Raw genomic sequence first — 21872 nt, 5'->3', positions numbered from 1 at the left:
TCATCCCGTGGCTTGTCCACGGGATCCAGTAAAATAACCATAAATACGACAATTTTTTAAAGCTAAAAGCTCGATTTTATCTCGCTTTATGCTGGATCCCGTGGACAAGCCACGGGATGACGCCCATGCACAGAAACGGGAATGACATAGGAATTATGTAACAAATCCCATATATGCGAAAATGACATTGAAAGTTTTTCAGTCACAAAAGAAAGCTAACACTATTTCGCAACAAATTTAACACAGAGGAATAAATGAATAATGCGACAAAAAGAGTAGTAGTTCCGGCACTTGAGGAAATTTTATACGAGCCTATAAAGGTATTAGATCACGGTTTTATTAGAGTGATCGACTATATGGGTGATGATAGTGCTATAGTACAAGCTGCTCGTGTTTCTTACGGCAAAGGCACAAAGCAATTAAACCAAGATAAAGGGCTGATTAATTATTTGCTACGTCACTATCACACTACGCCTTTTGAAATGTGCGATATTAAGTTTCACATTAAATTACCGATCTTTATTGCAAGACAGTGGATTAGGCATAGAACGGCCAGCGTTAACGAATATTCTGCTAGATACTCAATATTAGGCAATGAGTTTTATTTACCTGAGCCGCAAAATATTGCACCGCAATCTAGCACTAATAAACAATGCCGAGAAAGCGATAGCCTACCAAAAGAAGTAGCCGAAAAAGTCCTTAATATATTAGAAGAAGATGCCCGAAATTGTTATAAGCACTATACGAAGCTTATGAATACCGACGAAGAAGGTAACATTATAGATGATAATAATACCGGTATAGCTAGGGAGCTTGCCCGCATGAATTTAACCTTAAACTATTATACGGAATGGTATTGGAAAATTAATTTACATAATTTGCTTCACTTCTTAAGGCTACGTGCCGACCCGCACGCTCAATATGAAATTAGAGTTTATGCCGAGAAGATGCTCGATATAGTCAAAGCTTGGGTACCTTTTACTTATGAGGCTTTTGAAGAATATCGTATGTGCGGAGCAAATATTTCCCGTAAAGGTTTGGAAGTAATTAAGAAGATGATAAGTGGCGAAAAAGTTACCCATGAAACTAGCGGAATGACTAAAAGAGAATGGGAAGAGCTGACGAAAATTCTCAAATAGTAAGTATTTATTAACTATTTCTTGATATATGATTAATTTTTCTTTATAGTACCTATTTTATTAATAAGAGAGGTTTATGATGAGAAAAAAATAATTTTAACTTGAGCATCTGTTCTATTATTTCCTTTAATAGTTATGCTTTTAATGAGTCCACTACTACGGATAAGGTCCAAAGTGAAAATACACAAACAAATAAAATCTCTCCTATTAATATGCAAAATCTTCACAAGCTAGCAATATCATTAAAAGATGAGAGTTTTGCCAATAAAATATTAGCATATTCTGACTATTTCATAGGTAAGCCTTATGATACGGAACTAGGCACAAATTTAATTATTTGGGATAAGAATAGAGATAAAAATGAGCTAATCAACCTAGAAACTTTTGACTGTTTTAGCTATATAGAAATGGTTATAGCATTAGCAGAAATAAAAGAACCGAATGCGGATTCTGTAAAATTTAAAGAGCAGCTTGCAGAAGCTCTAGCAAAAATTATGTTTCCTTCTGACGATATATCATATGTTAATAGAAGTCATTTCATGGATGAGTGGTTAAAGAATAATAGTAAATATTATACAATGGAAAATGTATTTGCAAATCTTCCATATGCTAAAGTTAAAACTGCGATGATTAATAAAGCAGGTTTACTTGAAACACAAATTAATAATTACATTAAAGATAATGTATCTAAAAATGAATGCTTTTCATTTGGTGAAAAATATAATCAGATAAAATCCATCAAACCTTTTAAATCTGATATTAGTTATATAAGCTTTACTGATTTCTTAGAGCATAAGCAGGAACTGACAAAGCAACTAGTAAATAAAACACAGCTAAATTCAGAAAGCTTTAGACAAGATGAATTTAAAGACGAGCCTGCGGAACGTATAAAAATACGTGAGCAAAGGCGAATGTCAAAAAATTCACTTGGATCAAGTTTTCTGAATGACGCTGTATATCTTATGGTTATGACAATGGACAATCCAAAACTATTAGAGCTAACAAAATCAGAACATAATATAGCTCACGTTGGGTTTGTATTTACCAAAAACGACAAACTTTATTTTAGGCATGCAACCCCAATAGGTCCTAAAGAAATTGTTGAAGTGTCTTTAGAAGAATATGCAACTGGTAAAAAAGAAAGTAAAATCTTTACAGGCTTTACTTTATTCAGTTTAGAGCAGAAAGATAACCCTCCTAATAAGTAAAAATCAACTCGAAAAAGAGCAAGAAGCATCTAAATTTTTGACTTCAGCATATATTTTAATACTTGAGGATCAAAAATGAGAAATATTATTGCCAATTTTTCAAATAAAATGACAATAAACTTTTTATAATCAATCGATATAACTTTAGAAGAGATTAACATTATGAAAATTTTAAGAATACTTTTATATTAGGTTACTTATTAACTATCGTAAGTACATCATATGGATCATTACCAAATGCTCGTACGATTTATATAACATCCGATGATGGACCGTTACCAGGTACAAAGAATTTGATTAATGTTATGTTGAAAACCAAAACACCTATTACGCTGTTTATGGTGGGGTTACATTATGATAATGCAAAACAAGATGTAAGAAATTTTATAAGTACTGCTAGAAAATCTCCTCTTATTGACGTAGGAAATCATAGCTATACTCATGCACACAATCATTATAGGTATTTTTATCATCATTGCTCGGATGTAATTCAAGATTTAAAGAAAAATAATACCACTTTAGGTTTAAAGGGTGACCATATTATTACAAGGTTACCAGGGAGAGATGTATTCCGCACCCCTAATCTTAAAAAAGATGATCCATATATTACAAAAGCAGAAGATACGGTGGAGACAATAGATGACGATGCAATATATAAAAATGGTTTTTATATCTTCGGGTGGGATTTAGAATGGGCTCATAATATACATGGTAAACCAATCCAATCAGTTACGCATTTAGTACAAGAAATAGAAGATAAATTTAATGCCGGAAACACAATTTTACCTAATAAGCTAATATTGCTTATGCATGATGAAATGTTTCAAGAGCAATTCAATGGTCCAGAACAATTACAACAGTTAATTACTAAGCTCCATAAAAAAGGTTATAAATTTGACCTAATAAAAAATTATCTACGTAATTAAGTCATAGCACTAAGTTGCAGATATTATTACGTGGAGGCATTGCCTGCGTAGATCGAAAAACGCCCTCGATGTCATCAACTATGTTTTAAATTAAAAAGAAGAGATTTTAATTTAGCATTAGCGATGACAATAATTTTACGCATTAAAGCGGTAAGAGCGACCATTTTCTTTTTACCATTGTTAATGAGTCGCTCATAAAAGAGTCTTAAACCAGAAGTCTTGCTATTACGGGCTGACATAGCAGCAAGGAATAGTATAGCTTGACTCCTGCTCTACCATGTCCTACCTTTCTATATCCTTGATATTTACCACTATCATTAGCTTTTGGAGCAAGCCCTGCAAGAGAAGCAATCTGCCGTCTTGTTAACTTCCCTAACTCCGGTAATAATATTAATAACTCAAAAGCAACTATATTACCAATGCCATTTATCTCTTTCAATATCTCATGCTTTGCTTTTAACAGCTGATCTGATGATATAATCACTTCTACCTGATTAGTAATCTCTGTAATTTGATTACTTAAAACATCTATCATATTTATACAGCTATTTTTAACAAACTTATCTGTATTTGCTTGTTGTAATCTATTCTTTTCGGCAACTAACATTTGCTTTAAATCATTCCGTCTTTGTACTAACCGAAATAATTGTATATTTTGTTTTGATTCAGGCTTAAATACTTCAAGCTTATCTGCTCGCTCCTTACCATATAATCCTAATGCTTTAGCATCTAACTTATCTGTTTTTGCACTATTACCATATGATCTGATAAAATTCTTTACCTTTCTTGCATCTGCTCTATGTACTACATAACCTCTTTCACATAAGCTATACAATAACTCTAGTTCATATCCGCCTGTTGTTTCAACTACAGTTAGAGAGTTTGCTAAAATATCCTTATTATCATTAATAAATTCAAATATACCGAAACTTGTATTCTCATATTCTTTTGTATCTTTTATGCCCTCTATTCCTACTACAAAATTATATTTTCCTATATCAATTCCTATATGTTTGTGATATTTTATCATATGTACCTCGAGATTTTATATTGTTTAGGATTGTAATCGGGCGTGCTTATCGCATCCCTTCCAACTATTCAAACTTCTCGAGAGTCGGGCTATAGTACCTTGTGACTCCGGTCGTATAAAACCTATGCCGTGACGGTCGCTTATGCCCGCTTAATACCCTATATCATGATATAGGGTATTAACACTCTCTTATAAATGTTTATATTACATTTATAACTTATATTATATCACTTTCTTTTCTTACAATACCGTGGCTTGCTAACTAGATCCAGAAAATAATAAATAATACTAATTTTATTAGTATTATTAACTGGCTCTAGTTCATAAATCACGGTAGGCATTGTTGCGTGGTTCCGATGTCATTCCCGCATAGGCGGGAATCCAGTAATGAAAAAACTTTAATACGTTAAACCTTTAGTGCTAAAAGCTCGATTCATCTCGCTTTTTTCTGGATCCTGTGGTCAAGCCACGGGATGACACAGAAAAATGATCACGCAACAATGCCATACGGGGATGACATCGAGGGCATTTTTTGATCTATGTAGCAATCAATTAAAACGAATATTTACAAAATAAACCAGCGAACCAGAATTTTGTATTCTTACTTAATCTACTTCCAGCTCTGACACCATAATTTATATTATTAGTTTGAGCTGATAACTCACCACTAATACCAACAAGTGATGGGGTAACAGAAATATTTTCTTTCAAATTAACATTTCCATCAATTCTAGCACCTATTTCTGTTATTACAGATTTACGATCCGGAATATTAAAACTCATAGTAGTACTACTGATTTCACCTTTCTCAGTATATGACTTTAAGGAAACTTTTTGGTAATTAACATTTATAAAAGGTGTTAAATTTGTTTCTGCAAAGGCATTATATTGATATCCTGTACCAATAGTAGCCATATAATGCATACCTCTTGGCTTACCTTGCTCTATTCTTACAGCTTGACCAAGGTTAATTTGACGCTTGATATCATATTTAATCCAGCCACTACCGATAGCACCATATACAAATATAGGGTTATCAAATTTATAAGTACCATTTAATGTTAGTAATAATTCTTTAATTTCTGCTTTACCATTATTATTTTTAAAGCTCATATTAGATTTATCACCATTGATACCAAAACCAACTACTAAATTATCTGCAAGCTTATAGTTAAAATTTGCAGCGATTTCAGAGGTATCTGATTTTTTAATTCCAATATCTTTAACAGTTTTGGATTTAGTATGGAAATCTAGGTAATTGCCATTTTATCACCGCTAAACTTTTCACTTTCATTCATTGTTAAATCATAGGATTTAGAGCGAATATTTTGAGCTACATTTTCACCAATTGCGATTGGTATTTCTCTTACATAAGCGATGCGGCTCGGTGACTCAATTACAGAAAGCACATATTGGGCAGTAATTTTATGTGCTGCAGCTGTAGGGTGAATAGTACCATCAAGTATACCTTGATTTCTATATGTATTTGACAACTCGTTTGCTGTAAAATAGCTGGAAGGATTAGTAATTAATTCCTTTACTAATCTAGCATAATCGGCATATATTATATTTGCAGAAGGGGCAAATGCGTTTATTCCGCTATCAACGGCTTGGTTAAATGAGTTACTTAAAAACCCATATAAGAAAAACTGCACTTCACTATTTGCTAGCCAAAAGGCTTCTTCTTGCCTATAAAATTCATTAAAATGATTTAATACTACTATATATTTAGCTCCATTATCAGCGATATTTTTAATAAATTTACCAGTATTTTCACCACCATTTAATATTTGTTCTGCTACTTCTGGAAAATCTTGCAATGTTAACGAACCATCTTGCAAGCCAGCTACAACATCATCATCAGATATACCACGAGCCCTGGTAAGTTCATTAATCTCATATGGAAATTCAATCTCAAGGATATCTGCTAAATCATTTCCGCCCATATACATCATATAAAGAGCATTTTGATCAAATCCCCTTACATTTGTTTTATAGTTATTTAGCTCAGTATTTAAATCATTAGTTGTTGTTCCACCTATGGCAAAATTTGTCTGATTAACTACATATTTAGAACCATAATGCTCAGTGACTAAAGCTGCCCAACTATCAGCTGATGTAGAAAAGCTATCACCAAAAGTAAAAACATTTGAAAAGGTTTGAGGAGGAGTAGCTAGTGTACTACCGCTAGTAATTAATGTACTGCTTGCAACAAGCGTCATTAATAGCTTTTTGACTTTATTTTTCATAAAAAATTAATCCTAAATTATTAAAACTGGGGTATTTTAACACAAATTTAATATAAAGTAAATTTATTAATTTATATTAGATTAGGGAATTCATGAGATGTTAATTTAGTAAATTTGACCATTCAGGATCGGACGCATCACCAGGAGTTTTTATTTCCCTTTCGTTATGACCGGTCAAGTCAATTGCATAAATTCTATTTTTGCCGGAAGATTTGCCGTTTGATGGCCAACCTTTAGCAAACATAATAACCCGTCCATTAGGTGACCAACAAGGGCTTTCGACTAAATAACCGCTTGCTATTACTCTTTCACTATTTTCATCATCTTGCGGATATGGCTTCATAACACCGATATTAAAAGTTTTACCTTCTGAACCTCTAATAATTTTAGTAAATGCTATATAATCCCCTCGAGGCGACCAGCTGGGAGCCATATAAGAACCACCACCAAAACTAATACGCTGGACATTGCTACCATCAGAATTCATTATATACAGTTGAGGAACACCATTTCTATCAGAATTAAAGACGATTCTGCGTCCGTCCGGTGAGTAGCTTGGGGAAGTATTAATGCCAAAACCATCAGTTAGTTTATGAAGCCTTTTTGTTGCAAGGTCAATTTCATAAATATGAGTTGAGCCGTTCTTAGCTATAGACATTACAGCTTTTCTACCATCAGGTGCAAATCTTGGAGCAAAGGATATTCCAGCAAAATCACCAACTATGCTTTCTTTGCCTGTTTTTAAATCCTTTTCATAAACAAGAGTACGTCTTTTAGTAGCATAGGAAACATAAAAAATCTTATCTGCTGAACCAGAAAACCTTGGAGTTAAAACTAACGATTTACCATCGGTGATATATCGGTTATTAGCCCCATCATAATCCATTAAAGCAATTCTTTTTACTTTTTTTAAATCAGGACCGCTTTCAGCTACATATATTATCTTACTATCAAAATAACCAGTATCACCTGTGATTTTTTCATAAATTTTATCAGCAATTTTATGGGCTGCTCTTCGCCATAGATTTTCAGGCAGTTCAAGTACTTCACCGCCGAGCTGTTTTTCAAGTAATGTATCCCATAATATAAAACTGATTTTAAGCTTACCATTTTCAAGCTTTTTTACTGCCCCATTAACTAATAAACTAGCATTGATTTGACGCCATGCAGCAAAAAGCGGTTTATACCCAATACCAGTTTTCTCTTCTATAAAAGAAGCCGAAGAAATAGGATGAAACAACCCGCAAAGTTTTAAATCATTAGATATAACTTTCACTATTTCATGACCTACTGTATTATCCGAAGCAGAATCAGCCTCAAAATTATTCACCGCTATAGGGGTAGGATCAGCCTTTCCATGCTCGATATTGATTGTCTCAAGAGCATAGCTATTAAAGCTAAATAATAATAGAATACAATATATAATGTTTTTCACTAAATTACTCCTTTGTGTGGTGGCTTCACCCCATGGCTAGCATTGCCTGTGTGGATTGAAAAACGCCCTAAGGTAGTCATACTGTGGCTTGTCCACAGTATCCAGAAAATAATAAAAAATACTAATTTTATTATTATTTTTAACTGGATCCCGTGAATAAATCACGGGATGACAGGTTACAATCTACTAGGGTCGAAGTTAAAATTAATTTCTTTCCAATGATTAAATCTTGCAGGATCAAGATTTTCGATAGGGCTTGCTTTCCATACTGCCCTGACTGCACTGTCTGCTAATGCTTCACAAACACTGTTTGGAATACCAGGACAAATTTTTTCTTTCACTTTTGCCTGCTCTACATTCCCTGCTTTATCTAATATAATACTGATAATTATTTTTACCTTATTATTACCTCTAGCACCTGCCGGAATATTATTCCAGTGTCTTTCAATCTGACGCTTTATTAGTGAGCTTTCGCTATCAGAAAGAGGCAATCCTTCCGTATAAACTCCTTTAGCTTCTTTTTTATTATCAACTTTCGCTGATCTTTTTTGCTTATTCGATTTTACATTATCACCTTCTGAAGACTGTTCCAAGTTCTTTAATAGAGAATCAAGCTCATCAGTTTTAGATTCTTGCTTTTTTTTGTCTTTAGGTTTCTCTACCGGCTTTTTTTCTTCTTTCTTTTCTTCAGTTTTTTTTGCCTCTGCTACTTGTTTTTTTTCCTCTTCTTTAGGCTTTTCTTCCTTAATTTCTTCTTTCTTATCAGGTAAATTTTCTTCTGGCTTTGGCTCGATGATAGGTTTATTTTCTTCTATTTTAGGCTTTTCTTCTACCGATTTGGTTTCAGGTTCTTTTGCTTTTTCCTCTTTAGGCAAATCTTTAGGCTTCTCTTCTTTAGGTTTAGTTTGCTCTGATTTTTTAGCATCTTCGTTCTCTATCGGAGCTTCTTTTTGCTTCGTCTGTGTTATGATATTGGGTTTGTCGTTAACAGGTAGCATTTCAAAAGTGATGATTTGCTCTTCAGGTAATTTTTCAAAAAGAGATGGCATACCAAATAGAAAAAAATATAAAAGAAGTAAGTGCAGTGCAATAGAGCAGCTAAGGAAAACTGTGAAATTATCCTTATTGTTTGTATCGTTACTTTTCATTATTTTTAATATTTGAAATAAGAGCTACACGAGAAAATCCGGCTGCATGAATTTCTGATACTATTTCTACCACTTCACCATAAGAAACGTTTTTATCACCTCTCACAAAAATCCTAGTATCTTTTTTCTCTTTAGTAATATTTACAAGCTTATCCGTTAAATACTTTCTTTCAATAGGTGTTTCAAGAAGAAAAACTTCACCTTTATTATTGATAGTAACAACTAAAGGCTCATCTTGTCCTGAGATTGGACTCGAATTTGTTTCAGGTAAGTCGACATTTACGCCTGAAACTAACATCGGGGAAGTGATCATAAAAATAATTAGCAACACAAGCATTACGTCGACAAGCGGCGTAACGTTGATTTCACTAACTACAGCTCTTTTACTTTTTCTATTACTTCCGGCAAGCTTAATAGCCATTACATCTTCTCCTGATCGATTGCCTTAGAAAGTATAGAGTTTAACTCGCTAATAAAATCCTCAATTTTATTATTGATCAGAGTAATACGGGAAATAAGATAATTGTAAAAAATTACGGCAGGAATAGCTGCAAATAAGCCTATTGCGGTTGCAAGTAACGCTTCAGCAATACCAGGGGCTACTACAGCAAGTGAGGTATTTTTAGAAGTAGCAATCGACTGGAAACTGTGCATAATCCCCCAAACAGTACCAAATAACCCAATAAACGGGCTACTAGAGCCAACAGTTGCTAGAAAGCTTAAGTTCTTCTCTAGTTTTTCGATTTCTCTGTTTTGAGCAAGATACATAGAATTTGTAATACGCTCTTTATGATTATTTTTTAATAGCTCAGGAAGTCCCTTAGTATTTATACTTTTACATTCATCCATAGCTGAGACGAATATTAAAGCTAGCGGATTATTAACTGACCTTTTTATGCTATCATATAGCTGCTCTAAAACACCACCTGACCAAAAAGTATTTTCAAATGCTCGCATTTTTCGTTGCACTTGCATTAACTTAAATACCTTATCCAGAATGATAGCCCACGACCAAATAGAAGCGATAAGCAGCATTAGCATAACTGACTTACCAATAATATCAGATGAACTTATTAAAGAAAAAATCGATAAATGATCTTGCACAGCGACTTCTAAACCATCGCTAATATTAGTATCTGCACTCATTGAATATATTATTTAATTATCTTAAAATTAAATAATATATTCATATTTTGATTTTGTCATTAGGTATATAGAAAATTTTGAGTTTCTAGAGGATTAAGATATAAAAATATTGTACAAATTAGAAATTGGATTTATAATTTGTACAATAATTAATATTAGCAAATTTATATTATGTTTGATCGTGATATAACCGATTATATAAAATATTCGGCAAAATATTATCCAGTAGTTACTGTTACAGGTCCACGCCAATCTGGTAAAACTACTTTAGTAAAAATGATTTTTTCAGATAAACCCTATGTCTCACTTGAGGATATAGATATAAGAGAGTTTGCCCAAAAAGATCCTAGAGGTTTTTTATCTACTTATAGTCAAGGTGCAATTATTGACGAAGTACAATACTGTCCTAATTTATTTTCATATATACAAACAAAAGTAGATAATGACCAAATTGCTGGGCAGTTTATTTTAACAGGCTCACAGAATTTTTTATTGCTTGAAAGTATTTCACAATCCTTAGCGGGTAGAGCAGCTATAGTTTATTTACTTCCTCTTAGTTATAATGAAATAAGTAAGAAGTTACCCGTTACAGGTGATCCTCTAAATTTTATATTCAAAGGTTTTTATCCTAAGCTTTATACTCAAGATTTATTACCTAGTGTGTGGTATAGAAACTACATCCGTACTTACATAGAAAGGGATATAAGGCAAATTAAAAATATTAGTGATATTTCCACATTTCAGACTTTTTTAAAAATCTGTGCTACTCGTATCGGACAATTAGTAAATTTCTCATCTATAGCTACTGAATGCGGTGTTAGTTATAACACTGTAAAGTCGTGGCTTTCTTTATTGCAAACAAGCTTTATAATTTATTTAGTTAAACCACATCATAAAAATTATAATAAACGCTTAGTTAAGCAAGAAAAGTTATATTTTTACGATACCGGTCTTGCTTGTACTTTACTGGGATTAGAATCGATGGAGCAGTTAGAAAAGTATTATGCCAAAGGAAGCTTGTTTGAAAATATGATAATAATTGAGATACTTAAAAATCGTCTTAATAAAGGCAAAGAAGAGGGGATATATTTTTGGCGCGATAGCCATGGTCATGAACTTGATATATTAATTGAAAGTGATAAGCTAACTCCAATTGAAGTCAAGGCAAGTAAAACTATAATTCAAGAATTTTTCAAAGGAATTAACTATTGGAGCAGCTTAGCAAATCAAGAAAAAGGTTATTTAGTATATACAGGTGATACGGAGCAAATAAGAGGAAATATAGAAGTTTTACCTTGGAATAAAATTAACAAAATCATCACTTAAACTTTATATCAAATTTATTATCTAGAACAATAATTGTACAAATTAGAAATTGGATTTATAATTTGTACAATATTAATGTATATTATTTCCTAATATAATTGTATCATCTACCGATATATGATCTTTATAAGTATTACGAGCTAGCTCTTCTGATCCAGACCATTCATTACAACTATCGGCAAAATATGTAATAGGTAATTTACAACAATCTCTAATTATTTGATTAATTTCTTTATCGCTAATTTTTTTATACTCTGCAGCAATATCTTCTTCAGATAGGCTAACATCATATTTTTCTTTAAAGATATTTGGTACTATTTTTTGCTTCAAAACTTTGATGATTTTCTCATTACTATTATTAATTATTTGCTCTTTTTTTTCTGAATCTAAATTTTCAAGCCATGTAAAAACAGCGGTCTCGGTGCTACGACAGTCATAATTTTTTAACAAGAATTGTTCCACTTTATCTTCAGCATAGACACCTAACACAAAATTATTGTGCTGCCTATCTATAATCAAAATGTCATCAATTATTGTTAAATAACCATTAGAATCATCAACAATCTTTTTATATATATTTGCCACATCTGCTTCAGTAATTTCCCTTTCCTTTGTTTCTCCCTCATTTTCTTCTCTTGGTAAATTTTTCTCTAATTCGTCGTCAATCAGACATGACAACTCCGCACGAAATTCAGAATTTATCAAGTCTGTAAGTTGTTTTTGCTTTTCTATACTCATATTAGAAAGCCATTTAGTTATAACCTTATTTGCTGCATTTTTTTTTAATATTTCTTCTAGCGTGAATTTTACATTTTTTTCTAAAAATTCTAGAATTATATTTGGCTTTTGTTCATAATCTTGCTTTTCTTCTCTCGTATACATAATAACACTCCGATATGTTTAATATTAATTAATGTAATATTAATATTACAAGTTATTTAATAAGCCTAAAATAAAAATATATAGAAAGTTGAAATTACAGTTGGAAATTTAACTTAATAGTTATTAACGAAATGGAGATAATACTGATTCTATATAATTAAATACAGAGAAAAAGAGATGGTATAAAAACCACATGGCAGAAAAAAGTAATTATAGCAATTTTATTGCCCAAAATATTAATTTAACCAAACAAGATAGCAGGAATGTTGATAGTAATCCCGTAAGCCATAGGACAATAAACCACTGCCATCTATTCAAACGGGAAGTCATTTTGAGATATAAATTTTTAATACATAGGGTGATGCGAAGATTTGCCACGGAATATATAATAACAATAAAAAGTGTAACCAAGTATAACAGGTAAAAATATCCCTGCCCCAACTAATAGTAAAGATTGCGACTCTGGTGCTGCCGCTGCTTTTGCAAGCGTTACCTTATAAGGCACTATAAATGGCCATATGCTTATAGCAAGCCCTAAATATCCTAATAAAAACAAAGAAATAGTATATATAAATGGAGCTACTTCTTTTTTATCTCTCACAGCTTTAATTAGCCTAATAAATACTATAGCTGTCAAAATAGGAACAATCGATAAGTAATAAATATTTGGTATACTAAACCAGCGATGACGTATTTGATCATTTAAGAATGGCACCCAAAGGCTTACAAGACCTATAAAAAGAGCTACATAAAACAAAATATATAAGGTAGATTTATATGCCCAATCTTGCGTTTCTTTTTCGGTTTTCATGATCAGCCATGTACCACCTAAGAGAGCGTAACCAAATATCAAAGCTATTCCTGTCATCACTGAAAAAGGAGTCAGAAAATCAAAGGCGTTTCCTACAAATTCTCGTCCCTCCACTTCTATACCTTGCACAAACGTACCAAGCATTAAACCTTGACAAAAAGCAGCAAGCATAGAACCAAAATGAAAAGCATAATCCCAAATATAACGATGCCCTATATGTGCTTTAAAACGAAATTCAAAAGCAACTCCGCGGAATATAAGACCAAGTAACATCAGGATAATAGGAATATACAAAGCCGGTAATAGCAAAGAATATGCAAGAGGGAAAGCAGCAAGCAAGCCGCCACCACCAAGCACTAACCAAGTTTCATTACCATCCCAAAAAGGTGCAATGGAATTAATCATTTTATGGCGGCAGTCATCTGTTGGAGCAAATGGGAATAATATACCAATCCCTAAATCAAAGCCATCTAACAAGACATATAAACAAATAGCAGTAGCTATCAGCCCACCCCAAACAAGCGGTAAATCTATATAAGCAGAGAAATCAAACATAGGATTTTTATTTTTATAATAAGTTATTTATTTAGATATATCAATATAATGATGAACTTTAGTATAATTAATAAATAAAAATTTACTATTTTTTTTATAAAAAACTCTTTCACTTTTTCAATTTTTTATTATAGTAAAAGAAGTTGAATTATGTGTTATTTATAGTAAATATTTTATTTTTTTAAGGATATAGCGAATACCGCTAATGCTAACCCATTTATGGTATGAGGTATGTTTTTAAAAAATTAAAAAATAATGTATAATTCAACTTCTTTTACTATAATTAAGCATTATTATATTTTAGGAATAAAAATGCCAAAAAAATGTACACAAGTATTTGATGAGTTCTTACAAGTAATACATCAAAATATAGTTGGAGAAGATAAAGCTATTATAGATATATTAAATACTTTAGGTGTAGAGCAAGCTAATGATCTTATTAGTGCCGCTTTTTTAAAGCACTTTAAATTTATGCATTTAGAACATTGGCAAAGATACCCATTAAATATAGTTAGTACTGATATTATTGATGAACAAGGTGAAAATGTTATTCATAAATGTGTTAGATACGATAAAATTGATTTTCTAAAGCATATTCCATCTATTGGATTTAATCTGGGAATACCAAACAAAGATGGAGATACCCCTCTTCATCTTGCTTATAAAAAATTAATATATGCTCAAAGTTATCCAGCTTTTACAAAGGCTAAAAATACTCTTTTAAATATAGTTAATTTTAAAAATAAGGACGAAATATCATCGCAATTTATTGGGGTACTGATTAATTTAGAGTATATTTTTAAGCCTATTATAGATTTTAACTATAATGTTGCAACTTTTAATCATTTTATGCATCATAAGCCTTCAGCACCAATTTTATCTGATATAAATACACCTATTAATAACTTCAAGCCTTTACTACCTCGTATAACCTTACTTAGAGATATAAATGAAACTTCCTCATTTAGAGATCTAGCACCTCCTGGACACAAGCGTAAAACAAATAGTATTGAATATAATAATACAAAGAAACATAAAACTATCAGTAATGACTCACATCATAATTTATATTCATCTATTGAAAATAAGAGATTAGATAACGATTTAAACTCTACAAGCAAAACAACAACTACTACCTCATATAATGAGTTAGATAAGTTACTTATTGCATTTTCTAATACAAATAATGCATCTATTAACAACGTTTTAGATACAGATGAAGTAGCATTAATTGGGAATAAATTTATTTAATGTAGCAAACTTTTTTAACTGCGTTTATTACGTCATACTCACTAGGTAAAGCTAATTTTTCTAGATTTACTGCATAAGGAAGCGGTACGTCTTTACCGCTTACAATCTCTACCGGTGCATCTAAATAATCAAATGCTTCTTTCATAACGATAGCTGCGATAGTTGCACCGATACCGGCAAAAAACCATCCCTCTTCAATTACAACTAAACGACCGGTTTTTTTTACTGACTCTATTATAGTATCTATATCAAGCGGTTTGATGGTACGTAAATCAATGACCTCGCAATTAATATTATCGCTTTGTAAAATATTTGCAGCATCTAATGCAAGTTTTACCTGAATCGAGAATGTCACTATAGTAACACTATCGCCCTCTTTTAAGACTTTTGCCTTACCAAAAGGAATAGGCTCAACATTTTCAGAAATATCGAAACTGTGACCATATAAAATCTCATTTTCTAAGAAAATAACCGGATTATCGTCTCTAATAGCTGTAATCATCAGCCCTTTATGATCTTCAGCACTATAAGGAGCTACTACTTTCAGCCCAGGTATATAAGAATAACAAGCTGCGTAGTTTTGACTATGTTGTGCTGCTACTCTACTTGCTGCTCCGTTTGGACCTCTAAATACTATTGGGCATCTGACCTGACCACCTGACATATAATGCGTTTTAGCAGCCGAGTTAACTATATGATCCATCGCTTGCATAGCAAAGTTAAAGGTCATAAACTCAACGATTGGACGAAGCCCTGCAAAGGCTGCTCCAACGGCAAGTCCAGCAAAACCATACTCCGTTATTGGTGTATCAATCACCCTTTTAGGACCAAACTGCTCAAGCAATCCTTGCGTTACTTTATAAGCCCCTTGATACTCAGCGACTTCTTCACCCATGACAAAAACTTTGTCGTCTCTTATCATCTCTTCTTGCATCGCATCACGCAACGCTTCCCGTACAGTTATTTGCATCTTTCTTTTTAGTTAAATTGAATCTTTATATTTAGCATTGGTGTCATCCCGTGGCTTGTCCACGGGATCCAGTAAAATAACCATAAATACAACAAATTTTTAAAGCTAAAAGCTCGATTTTATCTCACTTTATACTGGATCTAGTTCCCAAGCCACGGGATGACACCTAACTCAAACATAAATTTGTGTATATAGCTCTTCTTCATTGGGCAGTGGTGAGTTTTCTGAAAACTCCACAGCTTCCTTAACAATCTCTTTAACTGATTGCTCTATTTCTTTTAAATCAGCTTCACTTGCATAGTTATTTTCTAATATTATCTTCCGTATTTCAGTAATAGGATCACGTTCTTTATATGTCTCAACTTCTTCTTTGCTGCGATATTTTGCCGGATCAGACATTGAATGCCCACGATAGCGATAGGTTTTTACTTCTAATATCAGAGGCATACTATTTTCTCTAACATATTCCGCTGCTTGCTTAACACCGTCATACATTTCTTCAAAATCCATGCCATTTAACTGGAATCCTTTAATCCCAAACGACTCACCTTTTTTATAAAGATCACGCATAAAGGTAGAACGAGCAACCGAAGTACCCATAGAATACTCATTATTTTCGATAATATAAACTACCGGTAAACCCCATAAAGCGGCCATGTTAAAGGCTTCATATACTTGACCTTGATTAACGGCTCCATCACCTAAGAAAGTAAAACAAATATTATTTGTGCCATTATATTTCTCAGCAAAAGCAAGCCCTGTACCTATCGGCACTTGTGCCCCTACTATGCCATGTCCGCCATAAAACTTATTCGGCACGTCAAACAAATGCATCGACCCGCCCTTACCTTTTGAGCAGCCTGTAGCACGCCCCATAAGCTCGGCTAGCACATATTTTGGTTCTGTACCTGCTAGAATAATATGAGCATGATCGCGATAGCTGGTAACCATACTATCTTCTTTTTGTTTAACCATATCTACAGCAGAAATTACTGCTTCCTGCCCGATATATAAATGACAAAAACCGCCTATTTCACCCATACCATATAGCTGCCCACATTTTTCTTCAAAACGCCTAAGCAACAACATATCTTTGAAGCTTTTTATGTATTCTTCTTTTACCGGTTTATATTTTCCTAATTTAATATCCACTAATTACTCCTTATAATCTTAAACGTCATTGCGAGGAGATGTAAAGCCTGCTGTGTCACCCCGTGACTTGATCACGGGGTCCAGTTAAAAATATCAACATTATTGATATTTTTAGTTGTTTTTTGGATCCCGTGGACAAGCCACAGGATGACATCTTAACGTCACAAAATACGGCACATGATCCGAAGGTGGCATCCAATCTCTTGCTTCTGATAATAAATGTATAGAAAACAATTCATCTTTTAAATTATTACTAACCCAAATATGATCAAGCCGCCTACCTCTGTTAGATTTTTTCCAATCTACGTTTCTATAACTCCACCAAGTATAAAATTTTTCATCAAGTGGCACAAAATGCCTACTACTATCAATAAACTCTAATGAGTTTTGCAATTCTACCAATAAAGAACGCTCAATATCAGTATGGCTAATAACATTTCGCAGCTGCTTGCTAGACCATACATCATGCGGGTGTGGTGCAATATTTAAATCACCTGCAATTATAATCTTATCATCTCTGGTGCGGTTATTAGTCAGCCATTCTTGCATCAACCTTATATATTCTAGCTTATGTTTAAACTTTGAATTTAGCTCTATATCAGGTATATCACCACCGGCAGGAACATAAAAATTATGTATCTCAATATTATTAACAGTAGCTGCTATATGCCTTTTATCACCGTTATATAGCTCAAGCGAAGAAACATTTTGCAGTGGAAGTTTTGAGATAATAGCAACGCCGTTATATGATTTCTGCCCCGAATATATTACATGTTCATAGCCTATATTTTTAATTACTTCAAGAGGAAATAAAGGATCATCTACTTTTGTCTCTTGTAATAAAATAATATCAGGCTGATGTTCATATGCCAATCTTTTTAATAAATCAATACGTAAACGTAGCGAATTAATGTTCCACGTAACTATCTTCATTTAGGTTTTATCATCTTTTATAGCTGCATTTACTATTGCGTCTCTGAAATAAATTATTCCAATTTGGTTTAGAGGATTTTTTAGATCAATTTTATCTTGCATTTCCTCAGGAATTTTTACCATAGTATTACTGATTATAGCAAAATAAAGATTATTAGGCAAAATATATCCCATTTCACTCTGCACTCCTAAAGCTTTACCAAAAAAATGAATCATTGTATGTTTAGAATCAAGGTCAGTAATATAGATACCATATCCCATGTAAGTTTTACGCCCATCTATCTCTTTTGCAGGAAAATACTTGGTAGTCATAAGCTTATAGGACTTTGTAGAAAGAATTTTGCCACTATTTAACGCTCTATACCATTTAATAAGGTCGCTTGGAGTTGATATAATCCCGCCATCAGCACAAGGAAGTGCTACAAAATCAGCAGTTGCAGGAGTAAATATAGGTTTATTACTATTATTCGGCGTTATGAAATATCTTACTGGATAATTAGAACTAACCACATTTCTTTGAATTCTAGCCGCTTCACTATATGAAGCAAAACTAGTAGACTTCATATTTAATGGTCTAAAAAATTCATCTTGAAAAAAATTACATAAATCTTTTTTAGTTACTTTTTCAATAATCATACCAAGTATAACGAAATTAGTATTACTATATTTGAACTTTTTCCCTATAGGTACTTCTAAAGGCTTAGACGCAACATATTGTAATATTTTTTTACGGGCCTCTTTTCTAGTCATATTTAAATCAAGTTTCACAAAACTAAAATATTCAGCAATACCACTACTATGAGTTAATAAATTATGAATTGATATTTTATATGCCCAATCCGGTACTTTACCTTGCCACATTTCTAAATCAATATATTTATATATCTTATCATTGACGTTTAATAATTTTTGCTCTTGCAGCCTTAAGATTCCTGCCGCAGTTATGGGTTTCGTAGCAGAAGCGATAGGCATCATTTCATTTGCTTTTAACTGCTCCCCGTTTAAAGCAAAAATTCCTTTAGCTCCGGTTAATAGCTGCTTATAGTCATCGGCAAACATAAAAACAGCGTTTACAAACCTATTGCTTATATATTCTTTTTCTGCTTCACTAATTCTTTGCTGAATATCTGCAAAACTATCAACACAATTAATGACTAAAAGCACCAACAAGAAAATATAACTACGGAACATAATAACTTTAACTCTATACAAACTAAAACTTAAACTCTATTAAAATAAGAAGGCAATTTTGCTTCTAAATTAACTTCTTTGCCAAAAACTTTTTTAGACAATACTATATTATTAGCATGCAAAAACATATATTTACTATACGGCATTAATTTGTCATTGCCATATTTATTATCACCAAATATTGGACAACCTAGTAATTTAGCATGCAATCTTAATTGATGCATTCTACCCGTAATCGGAATAAATTCAACCAAAAATAAGTTATTGGTAAGTGATTTAAGTAATTTATAATAAGTAATGGCAAGTTTACCATTATTATCATTTATATCAGTAATTTTAGGTATACTCCCCTTACTTTTTTCTATGTTAGTTTTGACCTCTCCTTGATCTTTAATTGGTTTTCCATAGGTTACAGCGAGATAGGTCTTTTCAACCAATTTTTCTTTAAAAGCATCATGAAGTTTTACACTACTTACATAATTTTTAGCAATTAAAAGTAAACCGCTTGTTTCTTTATCGAGTCTATGTACTAACTTAAAATCAGCACCTTGACTGTTTAAATATTTTAACGCAGAATCGACCGATAAATTAATTTTACTACCGCCTTGCGTTGCAAGCCCTGCTGGTTTATTAATCGCTATTATATTATCATCCTCATATATTAAATATTCAGTGGTAATTTTTTTTGCTAATGTAATTTCAGCATCAGTAAAAACCAGTTTAGTTGGTTGAGCTATAGGTAAATTAAACTTATCATGAATAAAAATTTCATCACCCTCCACTACTCTTAAACTCGCTTCTGCTTTTTTAGAATTAACGATTATTTGCTTTTGACGTAATGCTTTCTCTATCACTCCTTGGGTCAAAAGAGGATATAGACGCCTTAAATATTTATCTAACCTTGAGGCGATAGGGCTGTTTACAGTGATGATCATTAAGAATTTTTTATTAGAGAATAGCACCAAATTACTACAGATAAAAGCACTATAGCAAAAAATTGATGCATAGAAGCTGCTATTATAGGAACGTGATATAAAAGAGTAATTACGCCAGTAGATAATTGTATTAATAAAGCAATAGACAAATAAAATGCTACTTTATTTAATTTTGGATTTTTGACTTTTAACAAAGAAATAATCAAAGCTATGACGATTATAGACAAGCTATAAGCACCTAGACGGTGTATAAACTGGACAAAAACCGGATCATACCAATTTTTGAAACTAATGAAATTATCTTTTATTTCTATAGGAATAAAATTGCCACCCATCAATGGAAAGCTATTATATATTAGTCCTGCATCGAGCCCTGCAACTAAAGCACCTAAAAAAATCTGTACGTATATCATAGCAATAGCAGCAACAGAAAATATTAGCGGTAATTTTAAATTTATTTGTGATGGAATTAATAAAATATCACAACAATTTTTGACTAGCTTGTAAAAAAGTAAATGATAAATAATTACGGCAATAATTAGATGAAAAGCTAGACGAAAATGGCTAACAGATGGGTGGTTAACTAAACCGCTTTTAACCATATACCATCCCATAAAGCCCTGCACGCAGAATAATAGCAAAACAATTATATAAGATAATATATCACGATTTTTTATGATCCCTTTAAAATAAAAATATATTAAAGGTAATATATATATCAAACCTGTAGCCCTACCAAGCAGGCGATGCACAAACTCTAATAAATAGATGAATTTAAACTCTGATAAAGTCATCCCGTAATTAACTGCATTATATTCCGGAAATGCTTTATATTTAGCGAATTCAGCTTGCCAAGTATCATAACTAAATGGGGGCAAAATACCCGTTACCGGACGCCACTCAACTATTGACAAACCGGAATCAGTAAGCCTTGTTATCCCGCCTACAATAATCATCGCCACGACCATTATACAGCAAGTTAATAGCCATCTAGTTAAATTTTTCTGCACTTATATAGTTTTATTACTTTGTTAAATTTAGATAATTTAAAATACTTAATGTGAGTTCAGGAAATTCTTTTTTGGTATAATCTCCACCAAAATGCCCTTGATTTTTATATTCATGATATTCGCAATTTAAGTGTTTATGTAGATATCTAGCATGGTCAATAGGGATCCAGGGATCATCTTCAGAAGCAAATAGACTTATATATTTTTGATTAGAACGTATTTTTTCCCAATTCCATGGGCGAGAAAAATAACCTGATAATTTTTCTTTCTCCATATCTAAATCAGTATGATATGCACCAACCAAAACGGAACCTAAAATAGGATATTGTTCTGCCAAACGCATTGCCGCTATTGTTCCTGAAGAGTGCCCAACTAGAATAGTTTGATCATCAACCTTTATTTCATCATGTAGGAAAGGAATCCAATAAAATTCTCGAGCTAAATCAGGATCTGGAAATGTTGCTGCAACTACTTCTATGTCATGCAGCTCTAATTCTTTTTTAACACTTGGAAACCAATTATCCTTTGTTGTAGAATTACCATTACCGGATACAAATACGATTTTTATCATTTTT

At 32.4% G+C, this 21872-nt stretch carries 22 protein-coding genes; 5 read left to right on the top strand and 17 right to left on the bottom strand.

The annotated features are described in order from the left end of the window. Nucleotides 1-254: 254 nt before the first annotated feature. The 3 genes from thyX (at nucleotide 255) to RBE_RS01410 (ending at nucleotide 3273) form a co-directional block, all read left to right on the top strand. A complete protein-coding gene (gene thyX, locus RBE_RS01420; RefSeq protein ID WP_011476968.1) occupies nucleotides 255-1139 on the top strand; it encodes an FAD-dependent thymidylate synthase in 885 nt (294 codons plus the stop codon). 212 nt (nucleotides 1140-1351) lie between these two features. Beyond that, nucleotides 1352-2347: an N-acetylmuramoyl-L-alanine amidase-like domain-containing protein gene (locus RBE_RS01415; RefSeq protein WP_228368748.1), complete on the top strand. Its 996-nt coding sequence runs from the start codon at nucleotides 1352-1354 to the stop codon at nucleotides 2345-2347. Between the two features lie 185 nt (nucleotides 2348-2532). Then, complete coding sequence (locus RBE_RS01410) at nucleotides 2533-3273, top strand: polysaccharide deacetylase family protein (protein WP_041804613.1); 741 nt, start codon at nucleotides 2533-2535, stop codon at nucleotides 3271-3273. 74 nt (nucleotides 3274-3347) lie between these two features. Here the strand turns inward: RBE_RS01410 and RBE_RS09060 are convergent, their stop codons facing one another. From RBE_RS09060 to tolQ, 8 genes are all read right to left on the bottom strand, one after another. Continuing rightward, a complete protein-coding gene (locus RBE_RS09060) occupies nucleotides 3348-3512 on the bottom strand; it encodes a hypothetical protein (RefSeq protein WP_011476965.1) in 165 nt (54 codons plus the stop codon). Continuing rightward, nucleotides 3479-4303, bottom strand: a complete 825-nt coding sequence (locus RBE_RS01405; protein WP_011476964.1) for an IS110 family transposase — start codon at nucleotides 4301-4303, stop codon at nucleotides 3479-3481. The genes RBE_RS09060 and RBE_RS01405 overlap by 34 nt, the downstream gene beginning before the upstream one ends. A 552-nt stretch (nucleotides 4304-4855) precedes the next feature. Then, on the bottom strand, nucleotides 4856-5515 hold the full coding sequence (locus RBE_RS01400; protein ID WP_081178401.1) for an autotransporter outer membrane beta-barrel domain-containing protein: 660 nt from the start codon (nucleotides 5513-5515) through the stop codon (nucleotides 4856-4858). A 38-nt stretch (nucleotides 5516-5553) separates the two neighbouring features. Then, entirely contained in the window at nucleotides 5554-6552 is a 999-nt protein-coding gene (locus RBE_RS01395; RefSeq protein WP_011476962.1) for an SGNH/GDSL hydrolase family protein, read from the bottom strand. A 100-nt stretch (nucleotides 6553-6652) separates the two neighbouring features. Then, complete coding sequence (gene tolB / locus RBE_RS01390) at nucleotides 6653-7987, bottom strand: Tol-Pal system beta propeller repeat protein TolB (protein WP_011476961.1); 1335 nt, start codon at nucleotides 7985-7987, stop codon at nucleotides 6653-6655. A gap of 176 nt (nucleotides 7988-8163) precedes the next feature. Then, a complete protein-coding gene (locus RBE_RS01385; protein WP_011476960.1) occupies nucleotides 8164-9135 on the bottom strand; it encodes a periplasmic protein TonB, links inner and outer membranes in 972 nt (323 codons plus the stop codon). Next, the gene (gene tolR / locus RBE_RS01380) at nucleotides 9125-9556 is read right to left on the bottom strand and encodes a protein TolR (RefSeq protein ID WP_011476959.1); all 432 of its coding nucleotides are present in this window, start codon (nucleotides 9554-9556) and stop codon (nucleotides 9125-9127) included. The genes RBE_RS01385 and tolR overlap by 11 nt, the downstream gene beginning before the upstream one ends. Continuing rightward, on the bottom strand, nucleotides 9556-10281 hold the full coding sequence (tolQ, locus tag RBE_RS01375; RefSeq protein WP_011476958.1) for a protein TolQ: 726 nt from the start codon (nucleotides 10279-10281) through the stop codon (nucleotides 9556-9558). Before tolQ ends, tolR begins: the two co-directional genes overlap by 1 nt. 171 nt (nucleotides 10282-10452) lie before the next feature. Between tolQ and RBE_RS01370 the strand changes: the two genes are divergently transcribed. Further along, nucleotides 10453-11607, top strand: a complete 1155-nt coding sequence (locus RBE_RS01370) for an ATP-binding protein (protein WP_011476957.1) — start codon at nucleotides 10453-10455, stop codon at nucleotides 11605-11607. A gap of 72 nt (nucleotides 11608-11679) precedes the next feature. Here the strand turns inward: RBE_RS01370 and RBE_RS01365 are convergent, their stop codons facing one another. Both RBE_RS01365 and cydB read right to left on the bottom strand, forming a co-directional pair. After that, nucleotides 11680-12489 carry a hypothetical protein gene (locus tag RBE_RS01365; RefSeq protein WP_011476956.1) on the bottom strand — a complete coding sequence of 270 codons (810 nt, stop codon included), beginning with the start codon at nucleotides 12487-12489 and terminating at the stop codon, nucleotides 11680-11682. Between the two features lie 346 nt (nucleotides 12490-12835). Further along, nucleotides 12836-13855 carry a cytochrome d ubiquinol oxidase subunit II gene (gene cydB / locus RBE_RS01360; protein ID WP_011476955.1) on the bottom strand — a complete coding sequence of 340 codons (1020 nt, stop codon included), beginning with the start codon at nucleotides 13853-13855 and terminating at the stop codon, nucleotides 12836-12838. Between the two features lie 312 nt (nucleotides 13856-14167). Here cydB and RBE_RS01355 point away from each other — a divergent pair, with 312 nt between their 5' ends. After that, nucleotides 14168-15106: an ankyrin repeat domain-containing protein gene (locus RBE_RS01355; RefSeq protein WP_012152146.1), complete on the top strand. Its 939-nt coding sequence runs from the start codon at nucleotides 14168-14170 to the stop codon at nucleotides 15104-15106. Here RBE_RS01355 and RBE_RS01350 read toward each other — a convergent pair. From RBE_RS01350 to RBE_RS01320, 7 genes are all read right to left on the bottom strand, one after another. Continuing rightward, nucleotides 15099-16076, bottom strand: coding sequence for a pyruvate dehydrogenase complex E1 component subunit beta (locus RBE_RS01350; RefSeq protein ID WP_011476953.1), 978 nt, complete (start codon nucleotides 16074-16076; stop codon nucleotides 15099-15101). The genes RBE_RS01355 and RBE_RS01350 overlap by 8 nt on opposite strands. A 171-nt stretch (nucleotides 16077-16247) precedes the next feature. After that, the gene (gene pdhA / locus RBE_RS01345) at nucleotides 16248-17228 is read right to left on the bottom strand and encodes a pyruvate dehydrogenase (acetyl-transferring) E1 component subunit alpha (RefSeq protein ID WP_011476952.1); all 981 of its coding nucleotides are present in this window, start codon (nucleotides 17226-17228) and stop codon (nucleotides 16248-16250) included. Between the two features lie 111 nt (nucleotides 17229-17339). Further along, nucleotides 17340-18161: an exodeoxyribonuclease III gene (gene xth, locus RBE_RS01340; RefSeq protein WP_011476951.1), complete on the bottom strand. Its 822-nt coding sequence runs from the start codon at nucleotides 18159-18161 to the stop codon at nucleotides 17340-17342. Then, nucleotides 18162-19352: a serine hydrolase domain-containing protein gene (locus RBE_RS01335; RefSeq protein WP_011476950.1), complete on the bottom strand. Its 1191-nt coding sequence runs from the start codon at nucleotides 19350-19352 to the stop codon at nucleotides 18162-18164. 29 nt (nucleotides 19353-19381) lie between these two features. Further along, complete coding sequence (locus RBE_RS01330; protein WP_011476949.1) at nucleotides 19382-20287, bottom strand: RluA family pseudouridine synthase; 906 nt, start codon at nucleotides 20285-20287, stop codon at nucleotides 19382-19384. Next, nucleotides 20287-21297, bottom strand: a complete 1011-nt coding sequence (locus RBE_RS01325; RefSeq protein WP_011476948.1) for a COX15/CtaA family protein — start codon at nucleotides 21295-21297, stop codon at nucleotides 20287-20289. Before RBE_RS01325 ends, RBE_RS01330 begins: the two co-directional genes overlap by 1 nt. Before the next feature lie 13 nt (nucleotides 21298-21310). After that, nucleotides 21311-21868, bottom strand: coding sequence for an RBBP9/YdeN family alpha/beta hydrolase (locus RBE_RS01320; RefSeq protein ID WP_011476947.1), 558 nt, complete (start codon nucleotides 21866-21868; stop codon nucleotides 21311-21313). Nucleotides 21869-21872 lie beyond the last annotated feature (4 nt).

The sequence above is a fragment of the Rickettsia bellii RML369-C genome (genome assembly GCF_000012385.1).
GTDB classification, from domain to species: domain Bacteria; phylum Pseudomonadota; class Alphaproteobacteria; order Rickettsiales; family Rickettsiaceae; genus Rickettsia; species Rickettsia bellii.
This window is presented reverse-complemented; position numbering and strand designations above follow the sequence as displayed.